18 protein-coding genes and 2 tRNA genes are annotated in these 18,071 nt (G+C 58.4%); 10 read left to right on the top strand and 10 right to left on the bottom strand.

The features are described from left to right. Nucleotides 1-71 precede the first annotated feature (71 nt). The 3 genes from EBB79_RS01665 to EBB79_RS01655 are packed head-to-tail and all read right to left on the bottom strand — an operon-like array spanning nt 72 to nt 2,613. Nucleotides 72-845, bottom strand: a complete 774-nt coding sequence (locus tag EBB79_RS01665; RefSeq protein ID WP_127747175.1) for a LamB/YcsF family protein — start codon at nt 843-845, stop codon at nt 72-74. Next, the gene (locus EBB79_RS01660) at nt 842-1,873 is read right to left on the bottom strand and encodes a 5-oxoprolinase subunit C family protein (protein WP_127747174.1); all 1,032 of its coding nucleotides are present in this window, start codon (nt 1,871-1,873) and stop codon (nt 842-844) included. Before EBB79_RS01660 ends, EBB79_RS01665 begins: the two co-directional genes overlap by 4 nt. Then, on the bottom strand, nt 1,870-2,613 hold the full coding sequence (locus tag EBB79_RS01655; protein WP_127747173.1) for a 5-oxoprolinase subunit B family protein: 744 nt from the start codon (nt 2,611-2,613) through the stop codon (nt 1,870-1,872). The genes EBB79_RS01660 and EBB79_RS01655 overlap by 4 nt, the downstream gene beginning before the upstream one ends. A gap of 233 nt (nt 2,614-2,846) precedes the next feature. Here EBB79_RS01655 and EBB79_RS01650 point away from each other — a divergent pair, with 233 nt between their 5' ends. Beyond that, on the top strand, nt 2,847-3,299 hold the full coding sequence (locus EBB79_RS01650; RefSeq protein WP_127747172.1) for a GFA family protein: 453 nt from the start codon (nt 2,847-2,849) through the stop codon (nt 3,297-3,299). Between the two features lie 31 nt (nt 3,300-3,330). On the opposite strand, the gene EBB79_RS01645 is transcribed toward EBB79_RS01650, so the two are convergent. Next, nucleotides 3,331-4,191 (bottom strand): LysR family transcriptional regulator, encoded by an 861-nt coding sequence (locus EBB79_RS01645; RefSeq protein ID WP_127747171.1) that lies wholly within the window; start codon nt 4,189-4,191, stop codon nt 3,331-3,333. Nucleotides 4,192-4,294: 103 nt separating this feature from the next. On the opposite strand from EBB79_RS01645, the gene tmpA reads away from it, so the two are divergent. From tmpA to EBB79_RS01620, 5 genes are all read left to right on the top strand, one after another. Further along, entirely contained in the window at nt 4,295-5,449 is a 1,155-nt protein-coding gene (gene tmpA / locus EBB79_RS01640) for a 2-trimethylaminoethylphosphonate dioxygenase (RefSeq protein ID WP_127747170.1), read from the top strand. Then, nucleotides 5,446-6,042 (top strand): (R)-1-hydroxy-2-trimethylaminoethylphosphonate oxygenase, encoded by a 597-nt coding sequence (tmpB, locus tag EBB79_RS01635; RefSeq protein WP_127747169.1) that lies wholly within the window; start codon nt 5,446-5,448, stop codon nt 6,040-6,042. The genes tmpA and tmpB overlap by 4 nt, the downstream gene beginning before the upstream one ends. Then, nucleotides 6,039-6,707, top strand: coding sequence for an ureidoglycolate lyase (locus EBB79_RS01630; protein WP_127747168.1), 669 nt, complete (start codon nt 6,039-6,041; stop codon nt 6,705-6,707). The genes tmpB and EBB79_RS01630 overlap by 4 nt, the downstream gene beginning before the upstream one ends. 2 nt (nt 6,708-6,709) lie before the next feature. Then, nucleotides 6,710-7,537, top strand: coding sequence for an alkaline phosphatase family protein (locus tag EBB79_RS01625; RefSeq protein ID WP_127747167.1), 828 nt, complete (start codon nt 6,710-6,712; stop codon nt 7,535-7,537). A gap of 156 nt (nt 7,538-7,693) precedes the next feature. Continuing rightward, nucleotides 7,694-8,167 (top strand): tRNA (cytidine(34)-2'-O)-methyltransferase, encoded by a 474-nt coding sequence (locus EBB79_RS01620; RefSeq protein ID WP_127747166.1) that lies wholly within the window; start codon nt 7,694-7,696, stop codon nt 8,165-8,167. Nucleotides 8,168-8,325: 158 nt separating this feature from the next. Here EBB79_RS01620 and EBB79_RS01615 read toward each other — a convergent pair. From EBB79_RS01615 to EBB79_RS01605, 3 genes are all read right to left on the bottom strand, one after another. Next, a tRNA-Arg gene (locus EBB79_RS01615) sits at nt 8,326-8,402 on the bottom strand. 264 nt (nt 8,403-8,666) lie between these two features. Beyond that, nucleotides 8,667-9,641: a D-erythronate dehydrogenase gene (gene denD, locus EBB79_RS01610; protein WP_127747165.1), complete on the bottom strand. Its 975-nt coding sequence runs from the start codon at nt 9,639-9,641 to the stop codon at nt 8,667-8,669. Next, the gene (locus EBB79_RS01605; protein ID WP_274594826.1) at nt 9,638-10,630 is read right to left on the bottom strand and encodes an NAD(P)-dependent oxidoreductase; all 993 of its coding nucleotides are present in this window, start codon (nt 10,628-10,630) and stop codon (nt 9,638-9,640) included. The genes denD and EBB79_RS01605 overlap by 4 nt, the downstream gene beginning before the upstream one ends. Nucleotides 10,631-10,878: 248 nt before the next feature. Between EBB79_RS01605 and EBB79_RS01600 the strand changes: the two genes are divergently transcribed. The 4 genes from EBB79_RS01600 to EBB79_RS01585 all read left to right on the top strand — a co-directional run bounded on the left by EBB79_RS01600 (nt 10,879) and on the right by EBB79_RS01585 (nt 14,988). Next, nucleotides 10,879-12,666, top strand: a complete 1,788-nt coding sequence (locus tag EBB79_RS01600) for an IlvD/Edd family dehydratase (protein ID WP_127747164.1) — start codon at nt 10,879-10,881, stop codon at nt 12,664-12,666. A 15-nt stretch (nt 12,667-12,681) separates the two neighbouring features. Then, complete coding sequence (locus EBB79_RS01595; protein WP_127747163.1) at nt 12,682-13,530, top strand: fumarylacetoacetate hydrolase family protein; 849 nt, start codon at nt 12,682-12,684, stop codon at nt 13,528-13,530. Nucleotides 13,531-13,780: 250 nt separating this feature from the next. After that, nucleotides 13,781-14,518: a GntR family transcriptional regulator gene (locus tag EBB79_RS01590; RefSeq protein WP_238704972.1), complete on the top strand. Its 738-nt coding sequence runs from the start codon at nt 13,781-13,783 to the stop codon at nt 14,516-14,518. A 77-nt stretch (nt 14,519-14,595) separates the two neighbouring features. Continuing rightward, nucleotides 14,596-14,988, top strand: coding sequence for a GFA family protein (locus EBB79_RS01585; RefSeq protein ID WP_127747162.1), 393 nt, complete (start codon nt 14,596-14,598; stop codon nt 14,986-14,988). 131 nt (nt 14,989-15,119) lie between these two features. Here the strand turns inward: EBB79_RS01585 and EBB79_RS01580 are convergent. From EBB79_RS01580 to EBB79_RS01570, 3 genes are all read right to left on the bottom strand, one after another. Then, a tRNA-Arg gene (locus tag EBB79_RS01580) sits at nt 15,120-15,196 on the bottom strand. Nucleotides 15,197-15,249: 53 nt separating this feature from the next. Beyond that, on the bottom strand, nt 15,250-16,635 hold the full coding sequence (locus tag EBB79_RS01575; protein ID WP_127747161.1) for a sensor histidine kinase: 1,386 nt from the start codon (nt 16,633-16,635) through the stop codon (nt 15,250-15,252). Nucleotides 16,636-16,650: 15 nt separating this feature from the next. After that, the gene (locus tag EBB79_RS01570; RefSeq protein ID WP_127747160.1) at nt 16,651-18,069 is read right to left on the bottom strand and encodes a dihydrolipoyl dehydrogenase family protein; all 1,419 of its coding nucleotides are present in this window, start codon (nt 18,067-18,069) and stop codon (nt 16,651-16,653) included. Between the last annotated feature and the right edge of the window lie 2 nt (nt 18,070-18,071).

Below are 18,071 nucleotides of genomic sequence, written 5' to 3'. Positions count from 1 at the left end.
TTGATATACAAACAAACAATCTTCAGAAATCCAAAAGGTATCCGAGAAATCCCTTAGATTTTCGCCAATAGTCAGCCCTGCCGTCCGGTGAATTGCGCAATATCGATACCGCCCTTCGTCAGGCTGTCGCGGACCGATCCTGCCAGCGCCACAGCGGTTGGAGTGTCCCCATGCAGGCAAATCGTATCAATGGCAGTTGGGATACGCTTGCCGCTTTCAGTTATGATCGCCCCCTCTTGCACCATCTGCAAAATACGCGGACCAGCCACCGCCGGGTCATGGATCACGGCCCCCGGAAGTGAGCGATCAACCAGCGTTGCGTCATCGTTATATGCGCGGTCGGCAAAAATCTCTCCGGCCCAGTTGCAGCCCAGATCCCGTACCACCTCTTCCATTGCTGTCGCCGCCAGCACCATGATGATGATGTCCGGGTCCACCTCCAGCGCCGCCTCATAACAGGCGCGCGCCATATCGGCGTCGACGCTACACATGTTGGACAGCGCCCCGTGCAGTTTCAGGTGCCGGACGTTGCCGCCCAGCGCAGCCGCCATCCCGCGCGAGGCCCCCAGTTGATACCGCACCATGTTTTTCAGACTCTCTTTGGGCAGCTGCATCTTGCGCCGTCCAAACCCCTGCAAATCAGCGAAGCCAGGATGCGACCCAATACCCACGTCACAGTCCATCGCCCGCGCCATGGTCGCCGCCATCACATCCGGATCACCCGCGTGAAAGCCACAGGCGATATTGGCAGACGAGATGATATCCAGCAACGCCGCATCATCCCCCATGGTCCATGGCCCAAAGCTTTCGCCCATATCAGCGTTCAAATCGACCGAATTACTCATGTGTTCTCTCCAATGTCGAACGGATCAGCGCCAGCCGAGACCGCGCCGCTGATCAACTGATAAGATAATAGATCTGCCATATCCGCAGGATCTCGGACCAGAGAGGCGCAGCGTGACGGCAGCGATTTCACATGAGCCTCGTACCGGGCCTGTATCTCCAGACCCTCTTGCAGGCTCACCCAGTCAAACCGCAGCGCCGCGCCATTGCCAGCCTGCGCCACCCGGGCCAGATCGCAGGGCAACACGGTGCCAATCCGAGGGTAGCCGCCGGTGGTCTGACACTCGCGCAGCAAAACAAAAGGTTTGCCGTCGCCGGTCATCTGCACGTCACCGGGTGCGATCACCTCGGACAGGATATTCAGCTGCCCCGCAGCCGAGAACCCCGCCCCGTCTGAGACCATTTCGACCCCCATGCGATTGGCGCGGCCTCCCCGCGTGAATGCGGTCGCGCCAAACCGCTCCCGAACGTCGGCCGGGAACAGACTGGTTTGAAAACTTTCGACGATACGCAGCGCCCCGCCCGAGAACCGATCTTCGGCGCCGATCCCCAAACCGGTCTCGTGGCCAGTGTCCGGTCCGGCGGGCAGAACATCCCCTGCTTGGGTCGCTCTGCCAATTCCGCCCATCAAATGCGCCGCGCGCGATCCCAACACGCGATCCGTCTCAATGCCGCCACCCAGATGCAGATAGCCATAGACCCCACGCCGCGCAGCACCGATCACCAGCTTCTGCCCAGCCGCAACCAAATGCGAGGCATTCCAGGCCAGGGCCGCTCCATCCAGGGTCGCCAGCATCGGCGCACCGGTCAGCGCAATGCGCATCGCACCGGTTGCCTCGAAGGTACCGCCAAGACCGCCCATTTCCAGCGCCGCCAGACCCGCATCCTGGCGCAACAGCGCCGCGCCTTCGGCCAGCGCCAGCACATCGGCGGCCCCACCCTGCGAGATACCACGCTCCAGCAAGCCAGGTCGGCCCATGTCCTGCACTGAAACAACCGGCCCAACCTGTAACACCCTGAACCCGCTCATGATGCGATCTCGGTCATGATGGCCCCACCACTGTCTGGATCTCTCTCGCGCAGGCGCAAGAATGCCTCACGCGCGACCGGCTCAAATATCATTTCATCCCCCGCCCTCAGGGCAAAGGGGTCTTCACGCTCAGGCCGAAACAGCCGCATTCCCGTCTGGCCAACATGTCGCCAGCCGGTTGGTGCCGGGGCTGTGAACAGCACAAACTGGCGGATCGCCTGCACCAATGCACCCGACGGCACCATTGGGGTCAGCGCTGTCTGGCGCGGCAAATCCCATTCCTCGCCCAGGGTCCCCAAATAGGGTTGCGAGGCGGCAAAACCGATGGTCAACACCCGCACCCGTGCCGAGCCCAGACTGTCAATCGCCTGTGCTTCGCTCATCCCGGCTGCATCAGCAGCTTCGGCCAGTTGCGGCGCCAGATCGGTGCCATAGACTGTCGGCACCCTCCAGAACCGCCGTCCTTCTGGCAAAGCAGCACTATACCAGTCGCGCGCGGCCAACAGGGTCTGCAGCTGCGCCCGCACCTGATCATGCGACACAGATCCAGGGTCAAACCGGACAAAAACCGAGGCCAGCGAGGTCGAGGTTTCAACCACCCCATCCATCGCCACATCTGCCTGAAACGCCAGGGTCGCGCGGTTCGACGGCTCGCTTAATGCATCTGCAAACGTCACCAACATGCCCTGCAGTCCGACTGTCCGTATCACCGGAAATTCCAACTGACCGCCCTTGCCCATATCCGCTCCCTGTTTCTCAGCGCCAGCGTTGCGGTGCTAGTCCGGCAGTGTCAACACGGGAAAGGCCCTGTGAAACCAATTCAGCGCCGAGTTCATTGCCAACCAAAGTGCGAAATGGAGTCGGTCGGGGCAAAATTACTATATGATTGATCTGCCATTTTTTTCGGCCATCTGGCGCTTTCCCACAGAAATCTACTATCCTTGATAGATCGTCATTAAATGAAAGACCGCAGATGGTACTTCCTAAGCCACCCTTGAAGGGCGCCTGCCTTTGTGGGTCAGTGCAGATAACTGTGACCGCACCTCCACTTCTAACATTGGCGTGCCATTGTCGCGACTGTCAGAAACTTTGCGCAAGCGCGTATTCACTGACGACAATGTTTCCATCCAACAGTTTTTCCTGCACTGGAGACCTAACCAAAGGGGGTCTCGCCTCCAATGGGCGGACACACTATTTCTGCACATCCTGCTTGAACTTCGTCTTTTCCCGGATCGGCGGAGCGAACCAACGGATCAACCTCCGCACATCGGTGCTCGATGACGCCGCATCTTTTGAACCATTCGTCGAACTGATGACGGACGAAAAAATGCCGTGGGCAAGCGTTCCTGCCGTTCACAGTTTTGCGCGCTTTCCAGAAACGCTCGAAGAGCTTCAGGTGCTCATGGACGACTATTCCAAGCAGTAAACTAAGTCGCGTGATGCGAACTGGATACCGACTATCCGAGCGAAAAACTCTCGATCACGTTGGTCCATTGCGACTTGGTCAGCCCGTCTTTGCTGGCCATCATCCAATATGTCTCTTGTGGCTCCAGCAGGTGATCGGACACCCGCACCAGCTTACCTTGATCTAACAGATCCGCGCAAAGCGGCAGCGAGGCCAGCAATACACCGGCGCCTGATACGGCACCTGACAGAGCCGCTGAAAAACTGTCAAACCTGATCTTTGGCACAGGGGTGATCGGGTCACCGGTATGGCGCGCCCAGTCGTGCCAGCCGGGCCGCGGACCAGAGACCGCCAGTCGTGGCAACTCCAGCCACGAGGCCTGCCCCGCCAGTAGCTCCGGCGCCGCAACCGGGCTAAGCTGTTCTGCATATAACGGGGTCTTGTGCTGATTTTTGCCTTCGCCGACACCGTATTGCACACGAATTGTGGCATCCAGAAGATTGTCTTCGGCCTGCAAAACCATCGTCGACAACACGATCTGCGGCTGGTGTTTGCCCTGCCAGTTCCGCAACCGTGGCGACAACCACAGCTCATTCACCGAGGCACTTGCAGAAATCGTGATCTTTTCGCGCTGCAGACCAAAAATCTCTTCATAGCTTTCGTCGAGGCTGCGAAACGCCGCCGTCACATAAGGCAGCCAGACTTCTCCCTCGACGCTCAAGGTGACGCCACGCGGATTCCGAACAAACAAACGTGCCCCGATGCGCTGCTCCAGGTTCGAGATGCGCTGGCTGATCGACGCCTGCGTCACGTTGGTTTCCTTGGCCGCTGCTGTGAAACTGCCGGTTCTGCCAGCCACTTCAAAGGCCCGCACCCAGTCAAGTGGTATGGTGCTTAGCGACAAATTAGACATAAGGAAAACCGCATCTAAGACTCAGATTATATTGATTGTCATTATGTAAGACTCGTGAAAATTTGCAACCAACATAAACCCAGACTTCAAAGGCAGTGTAAAAATGTTAGAATGCATCTTGAACGAAGACGGCGTGTACCTGACGCTTGTTGAAGGCGAGACACGGACACGATTTCACGCCATTTGGCTGCGCGACAATGCCTGGGACGCCGCCACACGCTCGGCTGACAACGGCCAGCGCCTGATCGCCCTGCGCGATATCCCACAAGAGACACGGATCAGCGCGGCAACCCTGACTGGGGCAACCCTTAGCGTCACCTTCGCACCTGAAGATAAAACAGTCGACTATGACGTCAGCTGGCTTTTGCAAAACGCCTATGACCGCACAGACGCCGCACAGCCTGGATGGACCAAATCCAGTGTCGAGACCTGGGACGCTGAACTGATGTCACGCATTCCCGTCGCCAGTTTCGCCTCTGTCAGTACAGATCCTGCAGCGTTGAAAACCTGGCTTGGCCAGATCGCGCGCTTTGGCTTTGGTAAGCTTGCGGATGGCCCGATCGAAGATCTGGCTCTGATGAAGGTTGTCGACCTGTTCGGCTATGTGCGCGAAACCAACTACGGCCGTCACTTCGAGGTCCGTACCGAAGTAAACCCAACAAATCTCGCCTATACCGGCCTTGGGCTGCAGGCCCATACGGACAACCCTTACCGGGATCCAGTGCCTACCATTCAGGTTCTTTACTGCCTCGAAAGCTCGGCTGCAGGTGGCGAGAACATGGTTGTCGATGGTTTTCGTGTTGCCGAGCAGCTGCGGTCTGAAAACGAAGATTGGTTCAACGTTCTTGCCCGCCACTGCGCGCACTTTGAATATGCCGGCTCGGACGGCGTCATGTTGCGCTCGCGTCGGCCGATGATTGAACTGGCCCCAGACGGCGAGCTGATCGGCGTCCGCTTTAACAACCGCTCGACCGCCGCCATTACCGACGTCCCCTTTGATGAAATGGCCACCTACTACGCCGCCTACCGCCGTATGGGTGAAATCATTGATGATCCGGCAATGGAGGTCTCGTTCCGCCTTGAACCCGGCGAAAGCTTCCTAGTGGACAACCGCCGCGTCCTGCACGCCCGCAAAGGCTATGCGGGAACTGGAACACGTTGGTTCCAGGGTTGCTACGCCGACATGGACTCGCTGAACTCCAAGCTGGCGGTCCTCGAGGCCGCAGAAGACGCCGCCCAACTGGAGGCCGCCGAATGAGCAAACCAGATTTTACCAAACTCAACAGCAGCAACATCGTCGCGTTTCTCGAAGATATCTTCGAGCGCCGCGGCGGTGAAGAGTATCTGGGCGAACCGGTAACCATGGCACAGCACATGCTGCAAGGCGCGACCATCGCCGAGCAGAACGATCAGCCTGAGATCATCATCGTCTCTGCCCTGCTGCATGATGTGGGTCATTTCACCAGTGAATTTGGCATGTTCAGCATGGATGACACCCAGGACAAGTTCCACGAGGACGCCGGCGCCGAGGTCCTGCAGGACTATTTCCCGACCCTCGTCACTGATTGTGTTCGCTATCACGTGGCGGCAAAACGCTATCTCTGCGCAACCAAGCCGAGCTATTTCGACAGGCTCTCCGAGGCCTCGATCCATTCACTGAACCTTCAGGGTGGGCCGATGAACGAAGACGAAGTTCAGGTGTTCGAACAGAACCCGAATTTAACAGAGATCATCGCCGTGCGCTACCTGGACGAAGCGGGCAAGCACGCGGATATGGAAACCCCGCCCTTTGCGCATTTCGCTCCAATGGTACAGCGCATTGTCGATCAACACTGCGGTGCGACCACATGAGCGAACCGCAGTATATTTTTGAGGCCAGCAGCAAGCCCTCGCTGCCACTGCACGAGGTGCCATTGATCCGCGCGACGGAACAAAGCATCGAGGGCTATGGCTGTTTTGTGGATGACCCCGATACATTTGATATCGAGATCAAACAGTGGCCCGCACAGGGCTGGCGCCCCATTGATCAAGGCACCGGCGACGAAGGCGGCTGGGTCGAAGGCATCTTTCGCTGCGACTGGAAAGGCGATGTCCTGTACGGCGAGAACGAGGCCGTCAACGGCGAATACGTACTTGGCTGGTCCACCGACCCACAGATGGCCAAAACCGAAGCCAGCCAAACGCCCCGCAACCACGTGCTTCTGTGGCATATGAACTACCACCCGGACGGTGGCCAGTTTTTCTATCCGCTTGAGAACAAGCCCTTTATCGTGCCGCTGGCACTGCCCGGGGACAACCTGTCCCCGGATAAGGTGGTGGCCTTTTGGTGCGATGGCAGCCGGGGTCTATATATTCACCCCAGCGTCTGGCACGAAGGCGTTTTCCCGGTGACCGACACCCAGCGCTTTCAGGATCGCCAGGGTCGCGTTCACGCCCGTGTCAGTGCAGACATCGGCACGGAATTTGGCGTCTATCTCGCCTGCCCCCTCACTACTGACAAAATCAAGAGCCTCTGACGATGACAAAAACCTGCCTGATTATCGTAGATGGATTGCGCTACGACACGGCCGTAGCAGAATGTGGCTACCTGGCTGCCTCGGTTGAGGCGGGCCTTGCCAGGTTGTGGAAAATGCAGGCCTGCCTGCCAACCATCTCGGCGCCGCTATATGAAACCATCCATACCGGACTGGCGCCGGTGGATCATGGCATTTTGAGCAATGAAGCCATCCGGCCATCGCAACGCCCCAACGTGTTCTCACAGCTCAAAGTCGCCGGCCGCAACACCGGCATCGTCGCGCATAGCTACTACCATACGCTCTATGGTGGCTCGGCATTTGATCCGTTTGAGCACACGGAAATCAACGATCCAGACCAACCGGTGCCTTTTGCGCGGTACTACTCGATGGAGGGCTACTCGCCCGAGAATTCCTGCATGCCATCGGATGTTGATCTCTGTGCGCAGACCTGGCGGATAGCCGATGATCACGCGCCGGATTATCTGCTGCTGCACATGTCCGCCTGCGATACGCTGGGCCATTGGTTCACCGCAGATTCATCCGAGTACCGGATTCAGGCGTGGAAAAGCGACAATGCCCTGTCCCGTCTGATCCCGCGCCTGCGTGAGGCCGGATATGATGTGCTGGTAACGGCTGATCACGGGATGAATGCAGACGGCCACCACGCAGGAAACCAACCCTGCCTGCGTGAAGTCCCCTTCTTTGCCTTCTCCGAAACGATCACTGCCGAGGCCAGCTCTGTTCTGGACCAACGAGCAATTGCACCGACAATCCTAAGCCTGATTGGCACAGATGCCCCAGACACCATGACCGTGTCGCCTCTGATCTAGCAAAACGTCGGCGCAGGGGCGGAAACACCCCGGCGCCCTCGCTAACCGCCAATGGGCTGGCAAAGTTAGCGGTGTTAAGGTCGCCTGAGTTGCGGTAACAGGCTGCCAACAGCGGGCCAATCCTGGGCCCGTGACTTTCGAAAGCCCAGATACCCTATGTCCGATCCGCGCCTGAAAATCGTATTGGTGACGCCTGAAATTCCCTACAACACCGGTGCAATCGGGCGGACCTGCGTGGCGCTGAACCTAGAGCTGATCCTGATCAAGCCCTACGGCTTCTCCCTCGATGAAAAAGCAGTGCGCCGGGCCGGAACGGACTACTGGAAGCATGTTAACCTCACCGAATATGACAGCTGGCAAAGCTTTTTGGACGAGCAAAAGCCCCGACGCGAAAGCCTGTATTTCTTTGAAGAACACGGCGCCCAAAGCCTCTATGCACCCGACTATAACCCCGATGGGTATTTGGTATTCGGCTGCGAATCCAAGGGCCTGTCATCCGAGGTCTTAGGCGGCATGGAGGATCGCGTCTTTCATTTGCCGATGCTTGATACACGTGTCCGCTCGCTCAACCTGGCAAATGTGGCCACGGCCGTTGTCTATCAGGCAATGCGCAGTCAGCTGGGCGGTTGACACCGGTCAAGACCGCCACCCAACCTGTTCTTCGTCCATTTCATAGTGCAAGCCACATCAACACCTCGCAATGCGTCCACTGACCAGGATCAGGGAGCGTGCAAAACCGTATTCAGATGCACCAAACCGGTCTGCCTGTCAGGTCAAAAGATGTGAAATGGTGCACCCGAGAGGATTCGAACCTCTGACCCCCTGATTCGTAGTCAGGTACTCTATCCAGCTGAGCTACGGGTGCACTGTTGGCGGGGTTTAGTGTCCCCTGCCAACAGGCGCAACCCCCTAAGCTGGCAAAAATGTCCGAACCCTCAAAAAAAGAGGGGTTAAAGGCCTGCCGACAGAAATTCGCCCGCCGAGGAAATTTTGGACAGAGTGTTTAACTGATAAAATTCAATATTTTACACATATACCTCAGCCAGACTGGCCGACACAGACGTTTCCTCTTCAGCGCCAGTATCACCCCGGTCCCTGCACAATTGGGGTATCTCGCTTATCCTGGAAGTTAGCTGTGACCAAGGTCCTCGTCGATGTAGGTTTGGATGATATCCCGAAAGCTGGTTTCCGCCTGAAAGCCCAGTGCCCGTGCGCGGGTGGCGTCAAAATCCTGCGGCCAGCCGCCTACGATTTTGGCGACCTCAGGATCCTCATCATGGCTGATCAATGCAACCGTGCCGGCCCCCGCAATGTCACTCAACGCCTGGATTTGCTCGGCTACGGTGCACGATACCCCGGGCATGTTCAGGCTTAACCGCCCGTCTAACTGCCCTGTGTCCAGCCCCGCCGCATGGTTCAGAAAACCCGCCGCTGATTTGGGCGAGGCATGGTAGTGCCGCACCGTGTCTGACACTGGCAAGATCACCTTTCTGCCATTCAACGGCTCACGGATGATGCTCGAGAAAAAGGACGACGCCGCCTTGTTCGCCTTACCGGGCCGCACACAGATCGTGGGCAGCCGGACAGAGATCCCATCGACAAAGCCTTTGCGGCTAAAGTCGCTTAGCATCATCTCGCTGATCGCCTTTTGCGCACCGTATGACGTCAGCGGTGCGGTCAGGAATTCATCGCCAATCTGATCCGGGAACGGTGCCCCAAACACCGCAATCGAAGACGCAAAAACAACCCGCGGCCGGTAGGTGCCACCACTGGCTTCATGTTGTTCTCGCAGCGCCTCTAGCAGCGACCAGCCGGCAAACATGTTTACCTGCCAGCCGGTATCAAAATCCTGCTCGGCCTCGCCGGACACAATGGCGGCCAGGTGGAACACGATATCGGGGCGGGTCGATGCCAGACCAACGGCAGCTCCGTTTTCGGTTAGGTTGCCAACAATCCGGCGGCTGGCATCTGCCCCGTTCTGCGGAAAGCCGACATCATACAACGTGACTTCAGCGGGTTCCCCCTGCCAGCCTTGATCGGCAAGAAGACGCGCCAGTTTCTGGCCGATCATGCCACCGCCACCTATGATCAGAATATTGGTCATTTGCCGGCGTCCTTCATGTTGTTATGTTTGCGAAGCTCCAGATACAGACCTGAATGATCGCGATCCCCGCCCTCCATTTCATCACAGAAACGGGCAAACCGTCTGCGAACATCCTTGGACATCGGCAGGTCCAGCTTCAACGATGCCGCCTCTTCCAGCAGGTTGTCCAGGTCCTTGACCTGCGTACGAGAGGCCCCGCCCGGATCAAAATTGCGCTCTGTCATCCGTTCGCCGTGTTGCTGCAAAATGGTGCTATCTGCAAACCCGCCCTTTAACGCCAGACGCACCGCCGCCGGATCTGCACCGCCTTCTTCCAACAACAGCATCGCCTCGGCGACCGCACCGATGGTCACCCCAACGATGGCTTGGTTGGCCAGCTTTGCCAGTTGTCCGCTACCTGAGGGGCCAACAAGAACGGGTCGCCCCATGGCCTGCAAGACCGGCACGGCAGGCTCAAAGACCGCGACCTCGCCGCCAACCATGATCGCCAGACTGCCCGTCTCTGCGCCCCGGGTTCCCCCCGAAATTGGCGCGTCCAGATGGGCCACCCCAAGCTCTTGCAGGTGATCCCGCTGCCACCGGGCCTCGGTTGGTTTGACCGAACTCATCTCAATCCAGGTCGCCCCGGATTTCAATGCCGCCGCGACAGCGGCGCTGCCCATGATCGATTCCGTCGCGGTGCCATTGCTAAGTGTCGTGATGACAAAATCCGCGCCAGTTACCGCTGCTTCGGGCGAACTGCAGACACGCGCTCCGTATCCCGCCAGCGGCACAGCCTTGGCGATGCTGCGGTTCCAAACCTGCACTGCAAACCCTGCAGCCAGCAGGTTGCGCGCCATCGGCGCCCCCATCAGGCCAGTGCCCAGAAACGCAATCGTCGCCTGTGTCATAGTCTCTCCGATCAAATTGCGCCCCCTGGCCCATCCTAAAGACCCGGCTTTTGCCCCGTAATGAGCCTGACCGTTCCCTTGGATTGTTGCCGTAGTCAACAGTCGCTTGCAGGTTTAGCCAAAAAGGTTTCTCTTCACCTTGCCGGACGTATATCTCCGCGCATTACGATGCACCTTAGAACACTAGCATTTTAGTTCCCTTTGAAATATGCATATCAAAAATGGATTGTCACGGCCCGTGTAATGGATTTTCCTGCGGATGATAACGCAAGTACCGTCGGACAGTTTCAGGTCATCTGCGGCCATTGGCCCAGCTAACGTAACGATTAAACCCAAAGGACTGCCACATGTCAGGCACAAAACCCCAACTGCGGTCACAAAAATGGTTCAACAACCCCGACGACCCAGAGATGACGGCGCTATATCTTGAACGCTATCTGAACTACGGCCTGACCCGCGAAGAGCTGCAGTCTGGTAAGCCGATTATTGGAATTGCCCAGACGGGCTCGGATCTTAGCCCCTGCAACCGTCACCATATCGAGCTGACCAAACGGGTGCGCGACGGCATCATTGCCAATGGCGGCACCCCGATTGAAATCCCGGTGCATCCGATCCAGGAAACCGGCAAGCGCCCTACCGCAATGCTGGACCGAAACCTGGCCTATCTCAGTCTGGTGGAAACCCTGTTTGGCTACCCGATTGACGGTGTTGTGCTGAACATCGGTTGCGACAAAACCACCCCGGCGCTGTTGATGGCAGCCGCCACCGTCAACATTCCGGCAATTGCCCTGTCGGTCGGCCCCATGTTGAATGGCTGGTTCCGCGGTGAGCGCACCGGATCGGGCACCATCGTCTGGAAGGCCCGCGAATTGCTGGCCGCTGGTGACATTGACGACGATGGATTCCTCGAACTGGTGTCCTCGTCAGCCACATCCGTTGGGTTCTGCAACACCATGGGCACCGCCAGCACGATGAATTCGCTGGCCGAGGCCCTGGGCATGCAGCTGCCCGGCTCTGCCGCGATCCCGGCCGCCTATCGCCATCGTGGCCAGATCAGCTATCACACCGGGCAGCGCATTGTTGACATGGTGCACGAGGATCTGAAACCCACCGACATCATGACCCGCGACGCGTTTGAGAATGCAATCGTTGTGAACTCGGCCATTGGCGGCTCGACAAACGCGCCGATTCACTTGAACGCCATCGCCAAACACCTGAACATCGAACTGTCCAACGACGACTGGCAAAACCTTGGCCACAAGGTGCCATTGCTGGTCAACCTACAGCCTGCCGGTGAATACCTGGGCGAGGACTTCTTTCGCGCTGGCGGTGTCCCTGCTGTGATTGGCGAGCTGATGGATGCCGGTATGCTGCCACACCCAAATGCGGTGACGGCCAACGGCAGCTCCATCGGGGACAATTGCAATGACAAACGCTCCATCACCCCCGAGGTGATCAAAGCCGTGGCCACGCCACTGGGGTCCGAGGCGGGGTTCATCAATCTCAGCGGCAACCTGTTCGACAGCGCGATTATGAAAACCAGCGTGATCTCGAAAGAGTTCCGCGACCGCTACTTGTCGACGTCCGACGACCTAAACGCCTTTGAGGGCCGCGCCGTGGTCTTCGACGGCCCCGAGCATTTTCATGCGACCATTGATGACGAAGCCCTGAACATTGATGAACATTGCGTTTTGATCATGCGCGGCGCCGGTCCCATCGGCTATCCTGGTGGTGCCGAGGTGGTGAACATGCGCCCGCCAGCCTATTTGCTGAAAAAGGGCATCCATGCGTTGCCCTGCCTTGGTGATGGCCGTCAATCCGGCACATCCGGCTCGCCCTCTATCCTGAATGCATCCCCCGAAGCGGCCGATGGGGGTGGCCTGGGTCTGGTGCAAAACGGCGACCGTATTCGCATCGACCTGAACGCCTGCACGGCCAACATGCTGGTCGACGACACCGAAATCGAAAACCGCCGCGCCGCCCTGCCTGCAAATGCCTATGCTCCGCCCAGCCAAACACCCTGGCAAGAGCTGTTCCGTGAGAAGGTCCGTCCCTTCTCGGAAGGTATGATTTTGGATGGCGCAGATGAATTCCAGGATATCGCCCATGGCACCTTGCCGCGCGACAACCACTAGTTAGGATATTATGTCATGAAATTAGTACGTTACGGAGATACTGGCACCGAAAAACCAGGCTTGATGGATGCCGATGGCACCCTGCGTGACCTGTCTGCACATGTCGCGGACATCGCAGGCGACACCCTGTCGGATGCCGGACTTGACGCCCTTCGCGCCCTCGACCCGGCCAGCCTGCCAGTTGTCCAGGGCAACCCGCGCATCGGCCCTTGCGTTGGCAACATCGGCAAGTTCCTGTGCATCGGTCTGAACTACTCAGACCACGCCGCCGAAACCGGCCTTGCCATCCCCAAGCACCCAATCCTGTTTTTCAAAGCAAACTCGGCAGTGGTTGGCCCCAATGACCCGGTCGTGAAGCCACGTGGATCAACCCAAACCGACTGGGAGGTCGAGCTGGGTGTGGTAATCGGCACTGCGGCTAAATACGTCTCAGAAGAGGACGCACTGGACCATGTCGCCGGTTATTGCATCGTCAACGACGTCAGCGAGCGCCACTTCCAGACCCAGTTGACCGGCCAGTGGACCAAGGGCAAATCCTGCGACACCTTTGGCCCCACCGGCCCTTGGCTGGTAACGCGGGACGAGGTTGGTGACCCCCAATCGCTGAACATGGCGCTGGATGTGAACGGTAAGCGCATGCAGACCGGCAAAACCAACACCATGATCTTCACTGTCGCGCAGATCATCTCGCACTTGTCGCAGCTGATGACCCTGCATCCAGGTGACGTAATCTCCACCGGCACCCCTCCGGGCGTTGGCATGGGCAAGAAGCCGCATCCGGTCTACCTGAACACGGGTGACAAAATGGAACTGTGGATCGACGGGCTGGGCCAACAAACCCAGATCGTGTTCGAAGACGAATAACATGCCGCCCCATGCGCCTTGTCCGGCTCATGGGGGTCTGGTCCCATGTCACGCCTCTGACCACCGGTCCAGTCAGCTGTCCAAAGTATCCTCGGCCATATTACACAGCGAAATCAGTGCATTGAAACCTGTGTCCAGGCGAATAGCCACATCGCCGAGAATATCGATTGAGACCCCCCATAGGCGCATGCTATCTGCGGAAACGCTATAAGGATATTGCCTTGATGCGACTGACACTACGGCCAACATTTTGAATTTATTCAGTAAAGGTGACATGATGCAAAACGAAGAGGACAACACGCACCAATTGCTTCCGCTGGACCGATTTAGCGGCTCTCTATCGACACGCGTGCATCTTGTTCTGAAGGACGCAATTCTGTCACTGGTCTACAAACCCGGTGAAATCCTGCGCAAAAACGAGATCTGCGCGACACTTGGGGTCTCCCGCTCTCCGGTCTCCGAAGCTGTCACAAAGCTGGCCACCGAAGGTCTGGTCGATGTGGTCCCGCAGGCCGGGACATTTGTGTCGCGATTTTCAATGGTCGATATCCGCGAAGGTGCTTTTTTGCGCGAAGCCCTGGAAGTGGCAGCAGCAGAACGCGTCGCCCTGACCATAACCGAGCCGCAAATCGTCCTGTTGCGCCGCAATCTGCGCATGCAAGAGGCGCTGGTGGCCGATGGTGACATCGAAGGCTTTTTGCAGATAGACGCCGACATGCACAACCTGATCATGTCCTTTACCGGGTTCAAGCGGCTGACGATGCTGGCTGACAGCACCTGGACACAAGTCAGCCGGGCCAGACATCTGCATATGCCAACACCCGGTCGCATGCAGGCCTCGATCAAGGAACACGCCGCCATAGTCGCCGCTATCATTGCAGGTGATCCAGTGACCGCCAAAGAGGCGACACGCAACCATGTGCGCAGTCTGATCGAATATATAGAACCTCTCGAGGTCGAGCGCCCCGAATTATTCAAATCCCGTTAGCTTAAACCCGCATGGTTTACTGCGCCGCCGACCCTAAAGCAGTCACAGCAGCAGATCGCCCCAACAGGAGACGCAACATGGATCAGTTCACCGGCGGGTGCCTATGCGGGAATGTCCGGATTGTCGCTAAGGGGCGTCCCTATCGGGTTGGCATTTGCCACTGCCTGGACTGCCGCAAGCATCACGGGGCCCTGTTTTATGCCTCGGCGGTATTTCCCCAGGACGCGGTGACCATTGAGGGTGAGCTGCGCGATTACGCCGGACGGTACTTCTGCCCCCACTGCGGCTCCTCCGTTTTCGCCCAAAGCGACGACGAGATCGAAGTGCACCTCGGCGCTCTGGATGCCCCCGACCAGTTGATCCCCACCTACGAAAGCTGGACGCTACGTCGCGAATCCTGGCTGCCGGAGTTCCCACACATGTTCGGGTACGACCGTGATCGTGGCCCTAAGGGCCGGTCTGAGGACTAAATTTGTCAACCGATGGTAACCGCATCACCCGATCACGGACTGCCACTCGATCAAAATGTGGGGACTGGCAGGAACGAGATCAGCCACTTCACCCAGCAGGAGCAGGGCCAAGCGTCATCATAATTGTGAAATGGTGCACCCGAGAGGATTCGAACCTCTGACCCCCTGATTCGTAGTCAGGTACTCTATCCAGCTGAGCTACGGGTGCACTATGGCCGGATTTAGTCTGACCGGCCCAAATGAGCAACCCCAAAAACGAATTTAAATTGTGCCATCGCCCTTGGGCAGGCAAACGTCAAAAACTGTGCCCTCAGCCCCGGTCTGGCGCAGGGTGACAGATCCGCCGTGACCGCGCGCCAGTTCGGCGGCAATAGCCAGCCCCAGCCCCGAACCACCCTTGCGGGCACCGCCTTGAAATGGCGTGAAAAGGTTCTCTTGCGCCCGCTTGGGCAATCCCGGCCCGGTATCGCTGATCGACAGCCACCAGGCCTCGGTGTCCTCGCGCGCCGAAATCGTCACCGTGCCGTTGCTTTTGGTGGCGGCAATCGCCTGACCGGCATTGCGCACCAAATTCATCACAATGCGGTACAACTGCTCGGGGTCGGCGCGCAGCATCAGGTCTGGCGGCACCTCACTGACGATTTCGACCTGACCACTGCCAGAGGCCATCTGTTCGGCCTCGATCAGGTCTTCGATCACGTCGCATAACTTTATCATGGTCAGTGTTGGCGCGGGCTCTTCGGCGCGACCAAAGGCCAATGTGCCTTCGCACAGCGACACCGCGCGTGTCATCGAGTTCACCAGCTTAGGCGCCAGACGCCGCACCAGAGGGTCCTCGCTCATTTCAATCCGGTCAGTGAACAGCTGCGCCGAGGTCAGGATATTGCGCAGGTCATGGCTGACTTTGGCCACTGCCTCGCCCAGTTGGGCCAGCCGTTGTTTTTGCTTCAACGCATGTGTCAGCTCGGTCTGCAGCTGCAACAGCGCCTCTTCGGCCTCGCGCAGCTCGGTCACACCGGCCGATGGCTGGATAATGCCACGGGCGTCTTCCGGCGCAGTGGCATAGCGCTTCATATAGCCCACCACACCTTTGATCGGCTTGACCAGGAAAATGCGCACCGCAACAAACAGCAATACCGCCGTAAACACCGAGATCACTGCCGACAGCAACAGAATGCGCACCCCGTAGTCGATCATCGCCATACGCAGCGGCGCGGTCTCCATGGTCACTTCGATCAGCAATCCGGCCTCACGCACCGGGGCGCCAATCACCCGGATGATCTGATTCTCCGGCGTCACCAAGCGTCGCATCGCATCCGAGACCAGCACCAGCGGGCTGGCCATGCGCAGGTCATAGGTGCTTCTGATCGGCTGTGGAATGGGCGATGACAACATCAGCTGGCGCACCGCATCGCGCCGCAGCACCACGTTGAACACGCCCGCATTTTCCAGCAGTTCAGCCTCCAGCTCGGTCTCCAGCATGTCATCTGCAAGCAGCACCAGCGAGGCGATCTGGGCGCGTTCCAGCCTTGTCAGCAGGTAATCCTCGCGGAAACGCGCAATCGACGGCACGAAGATCAGAACTTCGGCCAGCATCACGAACACCGTGGTCAGGACTAGAAATCGGCCTGAAAGCGAGTTTAGCATTCCGCCCTTTCCGGCTCAGGGAATCCAGCGCTGCACACTTCGAACCGCGCGTTTAACGAACTGACTATCAAAAAGTCGAGGCGAGAAATAGGCCCCAGCCACACGTTTGTTGATTTCGCCAATCGTAGGATAGGGCGACACCATCGCGGCAATCTGGCTCATTTTCAGATCATTAGCCAGCGCCAAAGACCAGGTACTGATCAGCTCTCCCGCCTGATGCCCAACAATCGAGGCCCCAACAGGCCGGCCTTTGACCACCATGACCTTGATGAAACCCTTTGTCTTGCACTCGGCCAGGGCTCGGTCGTTGTGATGATAATCAAAGCGCACCACTTCCAGCTTAACGCCATGAACGTCGCGCGCCTGTCGTTCGGTCAGCCCCACCTGCGCCAGTTCCGGGTCCGTGTAGGTAGCCCATGGGATCTGACGGGTCTTGGCCTTGGACGGCAGGCCAAACAGAGCGGATCGGATGATCACCCCGGCCTGATACCCGGCCACATGGGTAAATTGCATCCCGCCGGCCACATCTCCGATGGCATATATCTTTTTGTTGCTGCTGCGCAGCTGGTCGTCGACCACAATGCCGCTCTGGCCGGTCTCGACGCCTGCGACCTCAAGGTTCAGCCGCTCAGTCGCCGGTTTGCGACCCACCGCCATCAACAGATGCGAGCCCTTGAAGACACTGCCGTCTTTTGTCACCACCTCAACCGCGCCAGCCGTCCCACCGACCCGACTGACCATCGCACCTTCGACAATATCGACGCCCTCATCGCGCAAACTATCCAGCACCACCTGCGCCAGTTCCGGATCGTCCTTACCCAGCGCCCGCTGACCTTCGATCACCGTCACCTTGCAACCCAACCGCACATGCGCCTGCGCCATTTCCATGCCAATGGGACCACCGCCGATAATCAGCAGGTGGTAGGGCTTCTGGCGCTGCGCAAACAGGGTTTCATTGGTCAGATAGGGCAGGCTCGCCAGCCCTGGAATAGGCGGCACCAGCGGCGCAGAGCCGGTGGCAATGACGACCCGGCGCGCGGTGATGGTGGTGTCTCCGGCCTGCACTTGCTTGGGTGAGATAAAGGTGCCGAACTCACGGATCACCCGCACACCGAAGCCCTCGAATCGTTCCTGGCTGTCCATGGGTTCAATGCTGGCAATGGTCTCCGCCACATGCGCCATCACCGCTGCGTAATCGACCTGCGGCACCTGATCAGCCACACCAAAACCCGATGCCTGCGCCTGAGTATACGCCACCTTGGCGCTGGCAATCAGCGCTTTTGACGGCACACAGCCATAGTTCAGGCAGTCACCACCCATCTTGTGACCTTCCAGCAGCACCACATCAGCGCCCATCTGGCTGGCCCCGGCCGCAACCGACAACCCACCTGACCCGGCCCCAATGACCAATACATCACATTTCAGCTGTTGCATGC

Source organism: Parasedimentitalea marina, assembly GCF_004006175.1.
Lineage (GTDB): Bacteria > Pseudomonadota > Alphaproteobacteria > Rhodobacterales > Rhodobacteraceae > Parasedimentitalea > Parasedimentitalea marina.
Note: the sequence above shows the minus strand (reverse complement) of the source record. Positions and strands in the feature narration are given on the sequence as shown.

Excerpts from the sequence above, each read along its gene's own strand:
- EBB79_RS01625 (WP_127747167.1), top strand. The coding sequence starts at position 6,710 with ATGACAAAAACCTGCCTGATTATCGTAGATGGATTGCGCTACGACACG.
- EBB79_RS01650 (WP_127747172.1), top strand. The coding sequence starts at position 2,847 with ATGGTACTTCCTAAGCCACCCTTGAAGGGCGCCTGCCTTTGTGGGTCA.
- EBB79_RS01600 (WP_127747164.1), top strand. The coding sequence starts at position 10,879 with ATGTCAGGCACAAAACCCCAACTGCGGTCACAAAAATGGTTCAACAAC.
- EBB79_RS01575 (WP_127747161.1), bottom strand. The coding sequence starts at position 16,635 with ATGCTAAACTCGCTTTCAGGCCGATTTCTAGTCCTGACCACGGTGTTC.
- denD (WP_127747165.1), bottom strand. The coding sequence starts at position 9,641 with ATGACCAATATTCTGATCATAGGTGGCGGTGGCATGATCGGCCAGAAA.
- EBB79_RS01660 (WP_127747174.1), bottom strand. The coding sequence starts at position 1,873 with ATGAGCGGGTTCAGGGTGTTACAGGTTGGGCCGGTTGTTTCAGTGCAG.
- EBB79_RS01665 (WP_127747175.1), bottom strand. The coding sequence starts at position 845 with ATGAGTAATTCGGTCGATTTGAACGCTGATATGGGCGAAAGCTTTGGG.
- EBB79_RS01585 (WP_127747162.1), top strand. The coding sequence starts at position 14,596 with ATGGATCAGTTCACCGGCGGGTGCCTATGCGGGAATGTCCGGATTGTC.
- EBB79_RS01630 (WP_127747168.1), top strand. The coding sequence starts at position 6,039 with ATGAGCGAACCGCAGTATATTTTTGAGGCCAGCAGCAAGCCCTCGCTG.
- EBB79_RS01645 (WP_127747171.1), bottom strand. The coding sequence starts at position 4,191 with ATGTCTAATTTGTCGCTAAGCACCATACCACTTGACTGGGTGCGGGCC.
- EBB79_RS01595 (WP_127747163.1), top strand. The coding sequence starts at position 12,682 with ATGAAATTAGTACGTTACGGAGATACTGGCACCGAAAAACCAGGCTTG.
- tmpB (WP_127747169.1), top strand. The coding sequence starts at position 5,446 with ATGAGCAAACCAGATTTTACCAAACTCAACAGCAGCAACATCGTCGCG.
- EBB79_RS01620 (WP_127747166.1), top strand. The coding sequence starts at position 7,694 with ATGTCCGATCCGCGCCTGAAAATCGTATTGGTGACGCCTGAAATTCCC.
- EBB79_RS01655 (WP_127747173.1), bottom strand. The coding sequence starts at position 2,613 with ATGGGCAAGGGCGGTCAGTTGGAATTTCCGGTGATACGGACAGTCGGA.
- EBB79_RS01570 (WP_127747160.1), bottom strand. The coding sequence starts at position 18,069 with ATGCAACAGCTGAAATGTGATGTATTGGTCATTGGGGCCGGGTCAGGT.
- tmpA (WP_127747170.1), top strand. The coding sequence starts at position 4,295 with ATGTTAGAATGCATCTTGAACGAAGACGGCGTGTACCTGACGCTTGTT.